The 16,950-nt window shown below is 44.9% G+C and carries 14 protein-coding genes and 2 tRNA genes; 9 read left to right on the top strand and 7 right to left on the bottom strand.

Annotated features, from left to right (window positions below; translation table 11 throughout):
* The first annotated feature begins 21 nt into the window (after positions 1 to 21).
* On the top strand, positions 22 to 864 hold the full coding sequence (locus tag BTO10_RS17250; protein WP_004740681.1) for an ion transporter: 843 nt from the start codon (positions 22 to 24) through the stop codon (positions 862 to 864).
* Between the two features lie 539 nt (positions 865 to 1,403).
* Here the strand turns inward: BTO10_RS17250 and asd are convergent.
* The gene (asd, locus tag BTO10_RS17260) at positions 1,404 to 2,522 is read right to left on the bottom strand and encodes an aspartate-semialdehyde dehydrogenase (protein ID WP_004740679.1); all 1,119 of its coding nucleotides are present in this window, start codon (positions 2,520 to 2,522) and stop codon (positions 1,404 to 1,406) included.
* 499 nt (positions 2,523 to 3,021) lie between these two features.
* Between asd and nhaC the strand changes: the two genes are divergently transcribed.
* Positions 3,022 to 4,458, top strand: coding sequence for a Na+/H+ antiporter NhaC (gene nhaC / locus BTO10_RS17265; protein WP_004740678.1), 1,437 nt, complete (start codon positions 3,022 to 3,024; stop codon positions 4,456 to 4,458).
* A gap of 90 nt (positions 4,459 to 4,548) precedes the next feature.
* Here the strand turns inward: nhaC and BTO10_RS17270 are convergent, their stop codons facing one another.
* From BTO10_RS17270 to yejK, 3 genes are all read right to left on the bottom strand, one after another.
* Positions 4,549 to 5,727, bottom strand: a complete 1,179-nt coding sequence (locus BTO10_RS17270; protein WP_105025341.1) for a chemotaxis protein — start codon at positions 5,725 to 5,727, stop codon at positions 4,549 to 4,551.
* Between the two features lie 76 nt (positions 5,728 to 5,803).
* The gene (locus tag BTO10_RS17275) at positions 5,804 to 7,216 is read right to left on the bottom strand and encodes an Hpt domain-containing protein (protein ID WP_105025342.1); all 1,413 of its coding nucleotides are present in this window, start codon (positions 7,214 to 7,216) and stop codon (positions 5,804 to 5,806) included.
* A 107-nt stretch (positions 7,217 to 7,323) separates the two neighbouring features.
* Positions 7,324 to 8,328, bottom strand: coding sequence for a nucleoid-associated protein YejK (gene yejK, locus BTO10_RS17280; protein WP_061033755.1), 1,005 nt, complete (start codon positions 8,326 to 8,328; stop codon positions 7,324 to 7,326).
* An 84-nt stretch (positions 8,329 to 8,412) separates the two neighbouring features.
* Here yejK and BTO10_RS17285 point away from each other — a divergent pair, with 84 nt between their 5' ends.
* The 4 genes from BTO10_RS17285 to BTO10_RS17300 all read left to right on the top strand — a co-directional run bounded on the left by BTO10_RS17285 (position 8,413) and on the right by BTO10_RS17300 (position 11,188).
* Positions 8,413 to 8,640 carry a YejL family protein gene (locus BTO10_RS17285; RefSeq protein WP_004740674.1) on the top strand — a complete coding sequence of 76 codons (228 nt, stop codon included), beginning with the start codon at positions 8,413 to 8,415 and terminating at the stop codon, positions 8,638 to 8,640.
* A 28-nt stretch (positions 8,641 to 8,668) separates the two neighbouring features.
* Positions 8,669 to 10,471 (top strand): DUF3413 domain-containing protein, encoded by a 1,803-nt coding sequence (locus BTO10_RS17290; RefSeq protein WP_004740673.1) that lies wholly within the window; start codon positions 8,669 to 8,671, stop codon positions 10,469 to 10,471.
* Between the two features lie 138 nt (positions 10,472 to 10,609).
* Positions 10,610 to 10,700, top strand: a tRNA-Ser gene (locus BTO10_RS17295).
* Between the two features lie 397 nt (positions 10,701 to 11,097).
* Positions 11,098 to 11,188, top strand: a tRNA-Ser gene (locus tag BTO10_RS17300).
* A 65-nt stretch (positions 11,189 to 11,253) separates the two neighbouring features.
* On the opposite strand, the gene BTO10_RS17305 is transcribed toward BTO10_RS17300, so the two are convergent.
* On the bottom strand, positions 11,254 to 12,174 hold the full coding sequence (locus tag BTO10_RS17305) for a histone deacetylase family protein (RefSeq protein WP_105025343.1): 921 nt from the start codon (positions 12,172 to 12,174) through the stop codon (positions 11,254 to 11,256).
* 110 nt (positions 12,175 to 12,284) lie between these two features.
* Here BTO10_RS17305 and BTO10_RS23805 point away from each other — a divergent pair, with 110 nt between their 5' ends.
* The 3 genes from BTO10_RS23805 to BTO10_RS17315 are packed head-to-tail and all read left to right on the top strand — an operon-like array spanning position 12,285 to position 14,131.
* On the top strand, positions 12,285 to 12,410 hold the full coding sequence (locus BTO10_RS23805) for a hypothetical protein (protein WP_258099341.1): 126 nt from the start codon (positions 12,285 to 12,287) through the stop codon (positions 12,408 to 12,410).
* 25 nt (positions 12,411 to 12,435) lie between these two features.
* Positions 12,436 to 13,122, top strand: coding sequence for an SDR family oxidoreductase (locus BTO10_RS17310; protein WP_105025344.1), 687 nt, complete (start codon positions 12,436 to 12,438; stop codon positions 13,120 to 13,122).
* 7 nt (positions 13,123 to 13,129) lie between these two features.
* Positions 13,130 to 14,131, top strand: coding sequence for a DUF3080 domain-containing protein (locus tag BTO10_RS17315; protein ID WP_105025345.1), 1,002 nt, complete (start codon positions 13,130 to 13,132; stop codon positions 14,129 to 14,131).
* 18 nt (positions 14,132 to 14,149) lie between these two features.
* Here the strand turns inward: BTO10_RS17315 and BTO10_RS17320 are convergent, their stop codons facing one another.
* Positions 14,150 to 16,126 (bottom strand): DNA topoisomerase III, encoded by a 1,977-nt coding sequence (locus BTO10_RS17320; RefSeq protein ID WP_105025346.1) that lies wholly within the window; start codon positions 16,124 to 16,126, stop codon positions 14,150 to 14,152.
* 114 nt (positions 16,127 to 16,240) lie between these two features.
* Entirely contained in the window at positions 16,241 to 16,789 is a 549-nt protein-coding gene (locus tag BTO10_RS17325; protein WP_004740667.1) for an NAD(P)H nitroreductase, read from the bottom strand.
* Positions 16,790 to 16,950 lie beyond the last annotated feature (161 nt).

Here is a 16,950-nt window from a genome sequence, read left to right on the forward strand (position 1 = left end):
ATAGAAGACGAACCTCCCCTCATGTCACGCAAGCCACTCAAGCATCATTTGTACGTTATCATTTTTGGTACCCATACACCTGCCGGACGTGCGTTTGATATATCACTGATCATTGCAATCTTGGCTTCGCTTCTGGTTCTTATTCTAGAGTCCATTCCAAATGTGATGACAGAGTGGTCTCAGGAACTTCGTTACATCGAGTACACTTTCACCGCCCTATTCACTATCGAATATCTATTAAGGCTCTATTGTTCTCCAAAACCGAAATCTTACGCCACCAGCTTTTATGGGATTGTTGATCTGTTAGCGATTCTACCTACTTACCTAGCGATCTTCTTCCCAGGAGCTTCGTTTATGGGCGTTGTAAGATTGCTGCGTGTCATGCGTATCTTCCGAATTCTCAAGTTGGTTCGCTATCTACAAGATTCAAATATCCTGTTGCGTTCGCTATTGATGGCAAGACGAAAGATTCTGATCTTCTTTAGTACAGTCGGCATCTTAGTCGTTATCTTTGGCGCTTTGATATTTGTGATTGAAGGGCCAGAAAACGGATTCACCAGTATTCCCCACAGTATCTACTGGGCAATCGTCACCATCACCACCGTTGGCTACGGGGATATGGTGCCGCAAACAGCGATTGGTAAGGCTATCGCATCTCTCACAATGTTACTGGGTTACTCTATCCTTGCGGTACCTACCGGGATAATTACCGCCGAGCTAAGTAGTGAAATGAACTCCCACAAGGAGTTAGTCAAATGTCCGAACTGCAACCGTTCAGGACACGACCCTGACGCCATCTACTGTAAGCACTGTGCCAGTGAACTAGCTGCCCCTGACAAACGTGTTGTGACTGAAGAGAGCTAAGAGCAGATAAGGGATTCGAGTAGCAAGATGCGAAAGGATATAAGAGTAGATACGAGATTCGAGTGACGGGATGCGAAGGGATTTAAGAGTAGATACGAGATTCGAGTGACGGGATGCGAAGGGATTTAAGAGTAGATACGAGATTCGAGTGACGGGCTGCGAAGGGATTTAAGAGTAGTTTCGAGCGCCGGATAACGAGATATCTAGGGACTAGAAGGGTGACATTTATCGTCACCCTTTTTGTTGTTGGTTCACTGAGCCAAAACGAGATTCCCGACTACGCTCCTTCTTCGCTATCGGGAATGACACAATTTAAGTTAGGAGAAAAGCGTCATCCTCAAGAGTGAGGAACGAACGAGTTGGGGATCTCTTCCTTGTCCCATTCCAACGAGAAGATTTAAGTGAATTCGCGAGTAAAATTAATCCACCTTACGCGATCAAAAAAGCCGATGTATTAACACCGGCTTGTGTCTCTAACGAAGCTAAGCATTCACAAACAGTGGCGCCTGCTTTCACTTCTGAATAGAAAGAGCGTTCGATTACGCTTTTTCAGCAAGAATAATACGTAGAGTACGACGTAGTGGTTCTGCAGCACCCCAAAGCAGTTGGTCACCAACCGTAAAGGCATTTAGGAAGTCGTTACCCATAGACATCTTACGTAGACGGCCTACTGGTACAGACATAGTGCCTGTTACTCTAGCTGGAGTCAGTTCTTGCGCCGTAATGTCGCGGTCGTTAGGAATCACTTTAACCCAATCGTTGTGAGTTGCGATGATCTCTTCAATCTCATCCATTGGGACGTCTTGCTTAAGCTTGATCGTTAGCGCTTGAGCGTGACAACGCATTGCGCCGATACGTACACAAGTACCATCAATTGGAATAGGCTGACCATCAAGGCCAAGAATCTTGTTCGCTTCAACGCCCGCTTTCCACTCTTCTTTACTCTGACCGTTTTCACGCTTCACATCGATCCAAGGAATCAATGAACCCGCTAGCGGAGCACCAAACTGGTCTGTTGGGAATGACGATGAACGAATGGTATCAGCAACTTTCTTATCAATATCAAGAATCGAACTTGCAGGGTTTGCTAACTCAGAGCTCACGCTATCGTTAATCACACCCATTTGCGAGATAAGCTCACGCATGTTCTTAGCACCCGCACCAGAAGCCGCTTGGTAAGTCATGGCACTCATCCATTCAACCATGCCCTTCTCGTATAGGCCGCCCAGTGCCATAAGCATTAAGCTCACAGTACAGTTACCACCAACAAAAGTATTAGTACCGCTATGAATGCCTTGCTGGATTTGAGCCAAGTTAACAGGATCAAGAGTGATGATTGAATCAGCATCCATACGTAGAGTTGAAGCGGCGTCAATCCAGTAACCTTTCCAACCCGCTTGACGTAGCGCTGGGTAAACTTTTGATGTGTAATCGCCACCTTGACAAGTAATAACCGCATCAAGCTGCTTTAAGCTATCAATATCAAAAGCGTCTTGAAGTAGACCCGCATCTTTACCACCTAGAACAGGGGCAGGGATACCAATCTGAGATGTACTGTAATAAACAGGCTCAATCAGGTCGAAGTCTTTCTCTTCAACCATACGTTGCATCAGTACAGAACCCACCATACCGCGCCAACCAACTAGACCTACTCTCATCTCTCACTCTCCATGTATAAATTAAAAATTGCTCTCCCCCATCTATAAGTTTTTCAGAAACAGAACTCAAGCGCTTTTTGTCAAAAAGTGTAACTTTTTCGTTTCTTTTAAGTGAACGCGATGAATCGCAAAGTTATCTCAATACAGAGATTCGGCCTTCACTCTATTGATAGAAATACCAACCCCGCTAAATTCAGCCATTTATCGCGCCAAATCTAACAATCAAACCCCGATCACAAACAGTAATTACCACTATCAAATCATGGTTAATTGGCATTTTATTTTACAAAACGGAAACAACGTGCGACAGAATTAAACATGTAACAATCATGAATTTAACAAAAATTTAGATTATGAAACCACAACAGGTCCGATATGCAGTCAAATATCACAACTTAAGCGTATTTTTTCGATATAATAATCTAATTACTGTAGTGTCCATTTCGTACCCCACAATATAATGAAGCACTATAAATGCTCGAAATCACAAGAGGCTTTTATGAAGCAGAGTAAAACTCGCCTACCGAACCTGATGCAGGTATTCATCGCGTTAGGACTATTTCTATCCCTTGCTTTTTCCTTTACAGCAAAGCTTGACCTTCCAATCCAACTTGCCTTGTACATTGGTTGGTTCATTATCATGGTGCTTGGTCTTCGTCTTGGACACCAATACAAAGACTTAGAAAAAGCAGCACTCAAAGGAATATCTAACGGTTTAGGCGCAGTTTTAATACTTTTAGCCGTTGGCGCTCTTGTTGGTACTTGGATCTCTGGCGGGATCGTACCGACCATCATTTACTATGGTCTAAAAGCTATCCACCCTTCTATCTTCCTTTTGGCGACCATGATCATCTGTTCTCTAACAGCGTTGGCTACTGGTACTTCTTGGGGTGCTGCTGGTACAGCGGGTATTGCGATGATGGGTATTGGCCAAGGCCTAGGTGTTCCAGCGCCAATTACGGCAGGTGCAGTACTGTCAGGTTGTTACTTCGGTGACAAAATGTCTCCACTTTCAGATTCAGTAATTTTGGCTTCTTCTATGTCTAACGTAGAAGTAGTTGAACACATCAAAGGCATGCTGCCTGTAGCATTAATCAGCTACGTTATTACTGGCATCATGTTTACCGCGTTTGGCTTCCACTACGCCGGTAACGTTGACATGAGCCAAGTAGAATCTGTTATCAAAGCGATGGAAGTTCAGTTCTACATCACGCCATACTCATTTGTTCCAGTACTGATCGTATTAGGTCTGCTTGCTTTCCGTATGCCTTCATTCCCGGTAATCAGCTTTGGTTCTCTGCTAGGTATTATTTGGGCAGTTATGATTCAAGAGATCGACTTCCTAACAGCATTCAACACAGCATGGGCACCATTCTCTATCTCCTCTGGCGTGGACTTCATTGACTCAATCCTAAACCGCGGTGGCATGTCTTCAATGCTTGGTTCAGTTGCGGTTATCGTGTTCGGCCTTGGTTTTGGTGGCTTACTTGATAAAGTGGGCGTGCTAGAGACAATTGCGAAGGTATTCGAACGCCGCGTAAACAGCGCAGGTTCGCTAGCAACAAGCACAATCGGTACGGCTTTCATGGGTAACGTATTTGGCTCTGCAATGTACGTATCACTGATCCTGACACCAAAAATCTGTGCTAAGAACTACGACCGTCTAGGTTACAAGCGTAAGAACTTATCTCGTAACGCTGAGTTCGGCGGTACGTTGACATCAGGTATGGTGCCTTGGAGTGACAACGGTATCTACATGGCGAGTATCCTAGGCGTTGCAACGCTGTCGTACGCACCATTCATGTGGCTAAGCTTCATCTGTATCATCGTGACTATCGTAACGTCTTACATGGGTTGGTTCGTTGATAAATGTGAACCGACAGCACCAGCTGTTGAAGCGGAAGAAGCGGCAGAGCTGACTAAGCAACAAGCCTAGTCTCCATCACTCTAAGCCTGAGAGCGTAAGTACAAAACCTTAATGGCATAGATAAAAAAAGAGCGCCCTAGAGCGCTCTTTTTTATTGGGTTATTTATTTGCGGTTCGTTTACCCAACCAATAACCGATACCTAACGGTGCGAAGAACACGACCAAGATAAACAGAATAAAGTAGATAATCACGCCTTTGATTAGCTCCATTAGCTTATCAATCGCGAGTACAACCACTTCTTGCGAAACGCGATCTAAGTCTTGAGTGAACAATTCTCTTTCTGATGTCACGATACCCGCGATCTCGATACGTTCTTTCTCGATCATCTGCACTAATGCTTCTCTTTCACGCGCCACCATCTTTTCTAAAGCCACACGCTCATCGCTCAGCATAGCCAGTTTTTGGTCTGTTTTGTCGCTAAGATCATTAAGCAGCGGCTGCATCTCTGCCGACATAATAGAAGCCAGTGTTTGCATGTATTCAGGATTGTTCTCAATGAAGTCCTGCATGCTTGCTGACGTTTGGCGAAGGCTTTCTAGTGTCATCGATAAGTCTTCCCCCGTCAATGAGCTATTCATCGCCACTAACTCTGCTTTCCAAGACATCAGCTTTGGCGTTTGATCCGCCATCAAACTTAAACGATCGGATGCATCGCTCATCGCTTCTGGCATGGTACCTAGACTCTGAACAATCTGTGATTCATCTTTGCCAAGGTAAGTTAGCCATTCGCGATAAGCAGGCGTGCTTCTGAACGTTAGGTCGTTAAATGGGTTACTCGCAATAAACTCAGCAACGAATGCTTTGCTCTTCTTAAAGTCATTCGAGCTCAGAACGCCCTTTGCTAGCTTTTCTGCTTCTTGATCGAGAGAGCGTGCAGTAATAACCGCATAATCCGTCGTGAACAGCTCCGCTCCTTGACCTTCGGCATAGAATTGATTCATTTGCGCAGTAAACACCCAAGTGTCAATGAGCGCAGACATCGGAGAGGTTTGGTAAGCCGCTTGCTGTAAGCCCTGCTCGGCATGGATCTTCCAAAGCAAAACGTAAGATTGATGTAAGGTGTCATCAGCAGGATAAGATTGCGCAATTAAATCAGCCGAGTCTTCGACTTGTGTAAAAAACAGCTTAGCGTATTCACGCGTCATGAGCCGAGCATTCAGCTCTTGTTGAGTGAGAGGCATCGTTTGACTATCTAACTTAACTTCCAATAGAGAACAACCACTTAGCACAATACTAAGCACCAACATCATCCAACTTCGACTCGAAACTCGTAACATATAAACCTCTGACAAAGACCAAGGGCGCGGATTGTATGAACACTTCGTCAGAGTATTGTCAAAACTCCCGCAAAAGTTAACGTTGATTATCTAAATATTCGACAGCGGAATCTACCGAGGCTTTTATCGCCAGCTCGAGTTCATTCAAGTCATGTTCGCTGATCGCTCGAGATTGTTTCATTGTCATCTCAATACTTGCGGCAATAATGGCTAATCGTGACGCTTTAATGCTACCTGCCACACCTTTTAAGCTGTGTACAACACGTCCGGCCGAGGTTTCATCTTTAGTCAGTAGCGCTTTAAACTTCTCATAGTCGTCCGCATGGTCTTGAACAAACACTCCAAGCAACAATTCAACCGACTCTGCATCGCCATCGAGTGTTTCGAGCATCTCTTCAATATCAATCGCTGGTTTCGAATCCGTCACGCTAGCAACGTGTCGCTCAGCTGTTGGCGTCTCAATCGTATTTGATTGGCTTTCAATGTTCGCATTCTGTTGCTGTTGCTGTATAAAGCCTGATGGCTCATTCACTGCCGGTTCTGGTACCTCTTTCTTAGCCTCGTGCTGCCCAGTTGCCAAAGGAGATGAATCACCGCTGCTTTCTGAAAACAGCTCCGCATCCTTATCAGAGAATTGAACAACCTTTTCTTTGCTAGGTTCAGGAGAGGTATTCTGGTCAGCGACAAATTGCGGAGAGGCCTTTCTGACACTCGCGCTCCAAACAATCAGAGCCACCATAGCAGCCAAGCTCAGACCTAACATTGCGACCAGCAAATTAAACTGGCGCTCATGATATTCTGACTCTAACTTAATGATCTGCTTGTTCACCGAGTTCTGCTTAATCTTATCGACTAAAAAGTTCAGCTGTGCGTAATCTACGAGCAAAGCGGAAGCATCAGCCAATAGTTGTTGAATCGCGTCTTGCTCTGGCGTTTTCAACTTGTAAGATTTCTCGAGAATAGAATCAAAAGCTCGGTAAGTCGCCGATGAGCTTTGGCTGTCTGAGTACATCGCCTCAAACACCACTACACCAAATTCGTTTAGCAACGGTTTTAACTTGGGAGATAGCTGCTTGTCTGCACGTAAAAGCTTGATGTTATCGACAATCTCTTGAACCTGACTTTCAATTGGAATGAACTCGTCAAATTTGTCCAAGAACTGGTCTGCCACATAAAGCAGTTGGTTTACGTCAGGGCGAAAAAATGTGTTCTGGAAATCGGATTCGATCTGAAGTCGAATCGAATAAACTAATTGAGCGTCAAGAGCTAACTCATTGATGCGTGAGACGCGAAGTGGTTCCGAGAAATAGAGTGACTGTCTTAATTCGTTAACGCGAATACCCAGCTCTTCGATTTGAGCAAGAGAGTTTGTGTAGGAACGGCTTAGGTTGAGAAGTGCCAATGAAGGAAGTAGCCACAGAACCAAAATCACAACTAAAAAAGTGGCTGGTTTATTAAAGCGAGTGGGCTTTGCTACTGATTGTTCCATCTATATTCCTTGTGCGTGTTAACCTGAAGCCATTATTGCTATGGCGAAGACACAAAGCACAAAAACAAGCGACAGCATCCTACTGCCGCTTACCTATTCACTTCGGACTATGACTTATTACGAGTCAGTTGGTCACGTAAGTTTGGCGGTGTGCCTTTAATCGTTAGTGTATCTGTCTCCGGATCATAGAAGATACGCTCGCCTAGAAGCAGACTATCAAAACTAACATTCAAACCGCCACCAGCACCAACAAATTTTGTTAGTTTACGCATAGTTGCGCGATCTGCAGGGAAGCTGTCTTCTAACTCGTAGCCTTGCTCACTAGTATAGTCAAAGAAGCTGGTGCCATCTGAGCTTGCTGGTAATTCGCCAGACAGTTCACGCACTTGAACCTCATCCCCCGCTTTTAACTGCTCGTTACAGTAATCAGCAACCTGCTTTTTGTAGCTGATCGCTTCCTCTTTCTCTAATTTAGAATCAGAAACAAAATCTTCTACCGCTTGCATCAGCACCTGGTTTTGCAGTTTTGCATCCAGACCTACTTCCGCTTGAAGAAAATCTAAGAAGAAGTCAGCCACTTTACGACCAACACGTCCTTTAATGTACGTTAGGTAACGATTTGACTCTTTATCTGTCTCATAAGTAGAAAGATCTAAGCGAGCGGCGATGTCCATTTTAGAGATATCTAAGTAGTCAGTCGCACTGATATCTAGCCCTTCTGTTACCTTCAAGCTCTGGTTTGAAGGCAGTAGACCAATGAAAAGGTAATCAGTTGCAAGTGACTGATATTCAGCCATTACCAAGATGCCTTCATCAGCAAATGGGTATTTTGAAAGCTCATCTTTTAGACGTTGCGCACTCTTTTGAGAAAAATCGTAAAAGTTTGTCTCACCAGCACGAAGTTGATGCAACCACTGTTGGAATTCGCTGTCAGATTTGAAAGAACCAAACCCTTTGCCTGCTTTTGAGTTAAAAACACGATGAAGTTCAGCAACTAGGCTTTCAGAAGAAGCATCGTTTTCTAGAGATTCAGCACGATAGTTAACAATCAGCTCTTCCTGATCGTTCTTGCTCAGCTGGTGTAAAATTACGTTGGAAAGGTGAAGGCTCATAGTGAAAATATTACCGTTCAGGTTTCAGTTGTCGTGCATAGTAGGTTATCATAAGCCGCTTTTACTATCATTATTAGAGTCCTTATGCCGATTATATCTAAATACACAGATGAACAAGTTGAAAAAATCCTAGCTGAAGTAGGTGCTGTACTATCTAAGCACAAAGCTTCACCAGAACTTTCACTGATGATCGCTGGAAATATCGCAACCAATGTCTTAAATCAGAACGTTGCTGCTTCACAACGCAAAGGAATTGCTGAAAAATTTGCCGAGGCTTTAATTTCTTCTCTTGAAGATAAAAAGTCTCACTAGATTTGATTGACGGATAAAAGAATTATAAATGGTAGACAGCGCAAACTCATATAGCGATCGTGTATCTCGACTGGTTGGTTGGGGTCACTGGTTTGCATTTTTCAACATCATTGCTGCGATGTTGATTGGTACTCGTTATATCACTCAATCTGCTTGGCCAGAAACCCTGCTGGGTCAATTCTACTTGGCTGCTTCATGGGTTGGTCATTTCGGCTTTTTGGTATTTGCGCTCTATCTATTAGTGCTGTTCCCGCTCACATTTATTCTTCCGTCGAGGAAGTTATTACGTTTGGTTGCCGTTTGCTTTGCGACCATAGGTTTAACTGTCCTGTTGATTGATACTCAAACGTATCAAAATATAAACCTCCACCTGACGCCTGTCGTGTGGGAGGTTTTATTCAGTGGAGAGGAATCTGCATTTACGTCTGATTTGCAGCACCTCTTCATTGTTATGCCGCTTATTTTCTTATTGCAGCTTGGCCTATCTGAATGGGTTTGGCGTAAGCAGCGTAAGCTTTCTCATAAACACATCGGCCGTCCAATTACCGCCGTCTTCTTCTTGTGTTTCATCAGTAGCCACCTGACTTACATGTGGGCTGATGCGTACTTCTATAACCCAATTACGAGCCAAAAAGCGAACTTCCCACTGTCTTACCCAATGACGGCGAAAAGCTTTATGGAGAAACATGGTCTGTTAGACCGTGAAGAATATCTAGAGCGTTTAGAAGCAAACAAAGGCAATGTAAACCTTGTTAGCTACCCGCTAGAAGAAATTCAGTACAACCGCCGCAGCGATGATTTGAACATCCTGATGGTGAGCGTGAATAATCTGCGCGCAGATGCTCTTAACGAAACATCAATGCCAAGCAGCTACGCATTCGCACAACAGTCGATCAATTTCACCAACCATTACAGTTCTAGCAACGACATGTTTGGTATTTTTGGCTTGTTCTATGGCCTTCCTAGCAGCTACGCAAGCAGCATTGAAGCTCAAGGTGCGAGTTCAGTTCTGTTGGATGTATTAGATAACCACAATTACAAGTTTGCTGCATTCAGCGGTGACAACTTTGACGATGCACTGTACTCGGACATCATCTTCCGAGGCCGTAAAATCATGTCAGAGCAAGCGACGTTTAATGACCACAGTGCAATCCAAGCCTGGTCAAACTGGGTGGAATCACCGAAAGCTAAACGTCCTTGGTTCAACTTTATTGAGCTAACAACACTGGACAACTTTGCAAGCTCAGAAGCAGAGTCAGACTCAGCGTTAACAACCGCAGAACGTTTTGCTGCCGATTACCAAAAGTCAGCTCAAGCAGCGGACGCACAACTTGCAACCATCTACGCAGAATTGGAACGCTTAGATCTTATCGATAATACGGTAGTTATTATTACCTCTAATCACGGTACAGAGTTTAACGAAACCAAGACTAACAGCTGGGGTGCAAACTCTAACTACAGCCGTTATCAGCTGCAGGTTCCTCTGTTTATCAGCTGGCCAGGTAAATCAGCGTCTGAGTACACTCACCGCTCTAGCCACTTAGATATTTCAGTAACACTAATGCAAGAGCTACTGGGTGTATCTTCAAACCCAACTGACTTTAGCAGCGGCCGCAGCTTGTTTGATGAGCGTAAGAGAAAATGGGTGCTTGCGGGTGATTCTCGTGAGTTAGCGCTCGTGACAGATAAACAAACTACGGTGTTAGATAAGTTTGGTAACTACAAGCTTTACGACCAAGATTACCAACGACTAAAGAATGTAAGCCCTCGCTTACCAGTTCTAATGCAAGGTCTTACTGAATTACAACGATTCTACGCAAAGAATGATTAAAGAATCACCAAACAAAAAAGGGAAGCCAGTGGCTTCCCTTTTTTCTTGCCGTTAATGCCTAGAAAACAAGCAACAGAACAAATTTATGTAAATTAGGGGTTTACAAGATCCTCATGCCCTTATATTATCCACGTCACTGGAGGGATGGCTGAGTGGTCGAAAGCACCGGTCTTGAAAACCGGCAACCGTTAATAGCGGTTCTAGGGTTCAAATCCCTATCCCTCCACCACATTAAAGAAAGCCGCTGAGAAATCAGCGGCTTTTTTGCATCTGGGGTTTACTACTTATCTTTATGTTTCCCTCTCAGACTAAGTAAACCTAGGTAGCCGTTAATAACGTAGACTCACGGTTATCTAACCTTCCCCCCTTTGTCACCTAGCCAAGCTCAACTAAAGACTCCAGTTATTATCTATCTAGTTCAAGACTCTCGTGACTCATGCAGTTCTTTAGCATTCTCTTTTAACTTTTAGCTATCCGTTTTTAGTTGTTGGTTACGATAAAACATCAGCAAAGCGCACAATAAATGGCCATTCAATACAAAAATATCGAAAAGCGTTCATAAATAAAGCAGTCAGTTAATAAGGGTATTTACAAGCCAAAGCCACCCTTATATTATACCCGGCATCGGAGGGATGGCTGAGTGGTCGAAAGCACCGGTCTTGAAAACCGGCAACCGTTAATAGCGGTTCTAGGGTTCAAATCCCTATCCCTCCACCACATTAAAGAAAGCCGCTGAGAAATCAGCGGCTTTTTTGTATCTGAAGAAAACCTAGCTTAGCTGGTCAACTATTCACTGCTAGTGCTGCTTTCAAAAGCTGCATATGAATCGGTACCAAATCTTGGTGCTGGGTACGATAGCCTCCCCCAACAACACACGCCATTGGAATAGACTCTGATTTTGCTAAGTTAATCATGAAGCAATCTCGTTCAAAGATCCCTTGCGTCGATACATTCAAGTAACCCAACTCGTCACCTTGGTGGATATCGACACCTGCATCATAAATGATCAAATCAGGTTGATGATGCGCAATCGCCAGCTTAGTCACTTGCTCAAAACAACGCAGAAACTCTTCATCTTCCGTTTCGCGATTTAGTGGCACATCCAGATCCGATAATGGCTTTCTTGCAGGGAAGTTTTTATCGCAGTGGAAAGACAAAGTGATGATCTCATCGCTCTCTTGACAGAGTGTCGCCGTACCATCGCCATGGTGTACGTCACTGTCTACGATCAGCACCTTATCAACCTGTTCAAAGGTAAGTGCATGCTTCGCTGCCAACACCAGATCATTCAACAAACAAAATCCGCTGCCGAAATCATGGTGCGCGTGGTGATAGCCTCCGCTCAAGTGAATTGCCAAACCACTCTCAATGGCCATGTCAGCTGCTAAGCAGGTTCCGCCGCTTGAATAGAGCGTCCTTTCAATCAGCTGTTCGCTCCAAGGAAACCCAATACGTCTCATCTTCGCGGCCGGCAAACTACCAGAGACAAGTAAATCGACATAGTCACTATCGTGGACCTGTTTGACTTGTTCAACCGACACCGGCTTTGGTTGGAACACTTCAAACTTACTTTTCCAGAGTGGATCGCTATCCATTAACGCCTCAACTGCACTATGTAACAACTGGTATTTGTTGATTGGGTAACGATGGCCTTCTGGTAAAGGCAACTGCGAATAAATTGGGTGGTAAATTAAAGGAATCATAATCGAGTTAATTGCTTATCTTTCTCAAAATCATAACAGCCTCAGACTTGGCGACAACCCAAATTAATGATAACAATTATCATTACCTTTAAATGTATTCAGAGAAAGTAATGAAAAACCTAATACTTACCCTTGGGGTGATCTGTGGCTCAGCGACAGCAGTAATGATTTTTGTCGGAATGCTAATGGCCAGTTGGTGGGCCGTTGATTTTTTGGTGTTAAGCCATCAAACTTAACTAATTGAACTGAAAAGGAATCACCATGAGCGTTATTTTTATTACTGGAGCAAACCGAGGCATTGGTTTAAGCCTTACTCAGCAATATCTGAAAGACAATCACACCGTTTACGCTACCTATCGTGATACCTCATCAGCGAATGAGTTACTGTCACTCGCAGAACATCACAGCAACTTGACCTGCATTCAACTAGACATCACTGATTACCAAGCCACCAGCAGGCTACCCAATCAACTCCAGCCCATTGATATTCTAATTAACAATGCAGGCTATTACGGCCCTAAAGGTTATGGACTGGGTAACACCAACGTAGAAGAGTGGCGACGCGTTTTTGAGGTCAACACTATTGCGCCATTGAAGCTAGTTGAAACACTTCTCCCTATTCTAGAAGCCAGTGAAGTGAAAAAGATAGCTTGCTTGTCTTCTCGAGTTGGCAGCATGACACAAAACACCTCTGGCGGAGGCTACATCTATCGTTCTTCTAAAGCGGCTCTCAACTCAGTAGTCAAAAGTCTAAGCAACGATCTAACCAGTAACGGCTTCACGATCTTGGCACTGCACCCAGGTTGGGTACAGACAGAAATGGGTGGGCCTAATGCTCTTATTGATACCGAGACTTCAGCGTCTGGTCTTATTAAAGTCATCGAATCCGCCAGCACTGAAGTAAGTGGTCACTTCTTCAGTTTCGATGGCAGTGAAATAGACTGGTAGGTAACTCATGAACATTCGCCTTCTTACAAACTTCGTACGACGCTCACTACTGATTTTAATCACAGTGGTGCTCGGAGGGTGTTTTGAGGAAGGTCCTGGAGACTTGTTCGATGACTATCAAACCAAGGTAGCCAGAGTACAAGATGCTGAAGAGCTCAAACAAGAATGGGAGTTTGAGGGGTTGCCAAGAAAGCGAGAGTTATTGCTAAACGTCCCCTCTGTTTCTATTGGGCTCATCGACAGCTATCAACTTCGCCAATGTGGACTTTTCAACCTGATTGCTGAGCGTAACTCAGTGCTCGGAAAAGTCGCGGACGAATTCCGCAATTACGATTATCAAGTTGCTCTACTCGAAGGCGTAGGCAAGTGCTTATCCAGTGATGAGCTAGACCCAGAAATCATCGAACTCTTGAGAGGGATCGAGCAACAGAAGCTCGCACAATTTCCACTCCACCAATGGAACCTGATTTATGCTAGTGATGCTATGCAGTCACAGATGCGCGGTAGTCAGTGGCTGCGTCAGGATATTGGTCAACAAGTAAGGCAGACGAGCGACGCCTTGGAGCATCTTAACCATTCGTTAAATACACCACTTGTTTCAGGCAAAACCACAGAGGTGCAAGAAGTGTTAGAGAAGAGCTCTACCCTTGGGGATCTGTATTATTCGCTTGCTCGCGCGTCGGTTGAGCTTGACACCATCACCGAGCAGCTCACTACTTTTGATGCCAATATTATCTGCGGAAAACAGCGAGACACCACTAAGTTCCGTTACCTCAACAACGTATTCGAACAACAGTATATTGGCAAAGTACAGCCGTATATGGCGCAACTGGATGGCTACTATCAACAGCTCGCTCCGCAGCTGGCAATGTTTGATGCTCAGCCAGAACTGCACAGCTACTACTTCCCCATCCAAGATACACACCAGGACTTTCGCGCATCAACTCGTCGCCATGTTGAGTATTGGCAACAGTTGTTTAAGCGTTGTGGACGTAAGGTTGGACGTTAATCCCTCTACCGATAAGTACTAGCTTTTAGTGCCCTTCTTAGCGGAAGTGCCTTTCTTGGCATAAGACTTCTTCGTACCGCCACCTTTGCGACGTTTAAAAGCGGGCCTCTCAACTTTAGGGAGATGACGAAGCGATTCCGGCACTTCCCCTGTTTTCACTCTCCCCATTAGGCCATCAATCTTGCTTTCCAACGCTTGCATGAAAGGTTGATACGCTTGGTTACGCTCGGCCATGCCCTGTAGCTGGTGTTCCCAGTGTGCTGTCATGTCCGGAAAGGTCGAATCCTCAGGTAGGGCATGAATCAAACCTCTACCTGCAGGGCTACTATGAATACTCTTACCTTGGCGCGTTAGCAGTTGCCTTTTGAAAAGCGTATCCAGAATGCCCGCACGAGTCGCCTCTGTTCCGAGACCATCAGTCTCTTTCAAAATAGCTTTCAGGTCCTTGTTCGCGACAAAACGCGCGATACCTGTCATCGCTTGAAGCAATGTCGCTTCCGTGAAATGCTTTGGTGGTTCGGTTTTCTTATCGCCAATGACCCCTTCACGGCAGGTCAACACGGTTCCTTTATCTAACGGTGGAACTGTATCAGTACCATCACCTTTATCTTCGGTGTCAGTTTTACCCATCAACACTTTCCAACCTGGGTTGATAAGCTGACGCCCTTTCGCGATGAACACACCACCAGCGATATCAAAAACCAATTTAGCATCCGCAAACACAGCCGGTGGGTAGAACTGCATCAGATATTGACGAGCGATTTGTTGATAGATTTTCATCTCATTCGCAGACAAACCATTCGCCGATGATTTCTTCGGGGTTGGGATGATGGCGTGGTGAGCATCAACCTTACTGTCGTTCCATGCTTTTGATTTCAGTGAGAGATCTGCGCCTTGCGCACCACTTTGTAGCTCTTTCGCGTTATTGGCGATCGCGTCTACAATTGATTCTCGCTGCGAGTAGTGCTCTTTTGGAAGATAGCGGCTATCAGAACGTGGGTAAGTAATGAGTTTGTGTTTCTCATATAAAGACTGACAAGTGTCTAACACCTGCTGAGCACTCATACCAAAACGCTTAGAGGCATCGATCTGTAAGGCAGACAGAGAGTAAGGAAGTGGCGCAGCTTGTTTACTTTGCTTCTGCTCTGACTCTGTGACGGTTGCAGGTTGGTTCGCGATTCTCTGAGCGACGTTTTCAACCAACTTTCGGTTGAGTACACGGCCTTCTTCGTCTTGCCACGGCTTACAGGCTTCACTTGGTTTCCAGCGAGCACGAATATCAAAGCTCTGCCCGTTATTTTGGTAAGGAATCAAGGCATGCAAAGTGAAGTAATCTTTGGGAATGAAGTTTTCGATCTCTTCATCACGTCTCACCACTAAACCAAGTACTGGTGTCTGCACACGCCCTACCGACAATACGCCTTGATAACCGGCTTTTTGTCCAAGCAAGGTATAAGCTCGAGTCATGTTCATACCATACAGCCAATCGGCTCTAGAGCGGGCCAATGCTGAAACAGAAAGAGGGATAAAATCGCGATTGCTGCGCATTTGAGAGAGTGCACGTTTTACAGCAGGTAAGTTTAAGTCGCTGATAAGCAGCCTTTCCATCGACTCTTTCTTGGCTTTAGATACTTTGCAGTAATCAATCACTTCATCAACCAGCAGTTGCCCTTCTCTGTCCGGGTCTCCGGCGTGAACTATTTGAGTGGCGTCCTTCAATAGCTTTCGGATCACCGTGAGCTGTTTGCTTGAAGTCTTGCGTGGTCTTAGCTGCCATTGCTCTGGCACGATAGGAAGATCAGCCAAGTTCCATTTCTTGTAACGCTCGTCATAAGCGTCTGGCTCAACCTGTTCCAATAAGTGTCCAATACACCAAGTCACTACATCACCGTTACCACATTTGATGAACCCTTGGTCTTTCTTCTGTGGATTAGGCAGTGCAGCGGCGATCGCACGGCCGAGGCTTGGTTTTTCAGCAATAATAAGGCGAGACATGTTTTTCCAGATGCTACAAACAATTAGGGCCACATTATCTAATGTGACCCTAATAAATCAAGGAAAACTGGTTGTTTATACAGTTAACATTCCACTATTCAGCTTCAGGGCTCTTTACAAGAACTCAACAAACTTAGAGAAGTCACGCTCTGGCACTTTCATTGGCGTACAGCCCGGCGTACCTAGGTATAGGAAACCAACAATTTCGTCGTCGCCTTCTAGGCCAAATGCTTGATGAACTTCTGGGTGGAACATCCATTTACCTGAGCGCCAAAAGCCTTGAAACCCTTGAGCAACAGCCGCCATTTGCATCGCTTGCGCCGCGCAGCCTGCAGAAAGATGTTGTTCAATCGCTGGTACTTTCTCGTGCTCGGTGACTTTCGCAATCACTGTGATCACCATAGGAGCTCGGAACGGCGCCTTTTTGACTTTCTCGATCACCGCTTCTTCGCTTTCTTCCGCTTCAGCAGCACGAACCAAGATGTCAGATAGCTTCTGTAGCCCTGAACCTTGCGCGATAACAAAGCGCCATGGTGTTAGTGCACCGTGGTCAGGGGCACGCAAGCCCGCTTTGATGATGTTTTCTAACGCGACACCTTCAGGTGCTGGATCAGAGAGTTTTGCGATAGAGCGTCGGTTGAGCAGTAGATCCAAAGCATCCATTTGAAGTCCTTACTATTTCTTTATTATTTGTATACTTGAACTTTAGCACAGAATACAAACGATAATAAATCTCAACGACTGCTCATTTGGCCTAGATTGGAAACAATAAAGGCTCGTAAATCTATGACTTAGGAGCCTTGCTCAAACATTTATCTAGGCAA

Origin of the sequence: Vibrio chagasii (genome assembly GCF_002954585.1) — a bacterium.
GTDB lineage: Bacteria > Pseudomonadota > Gammaproteobacteria > Enterobacterales > Vibrionaceae > Vibrio > Vibrio chagasii_A.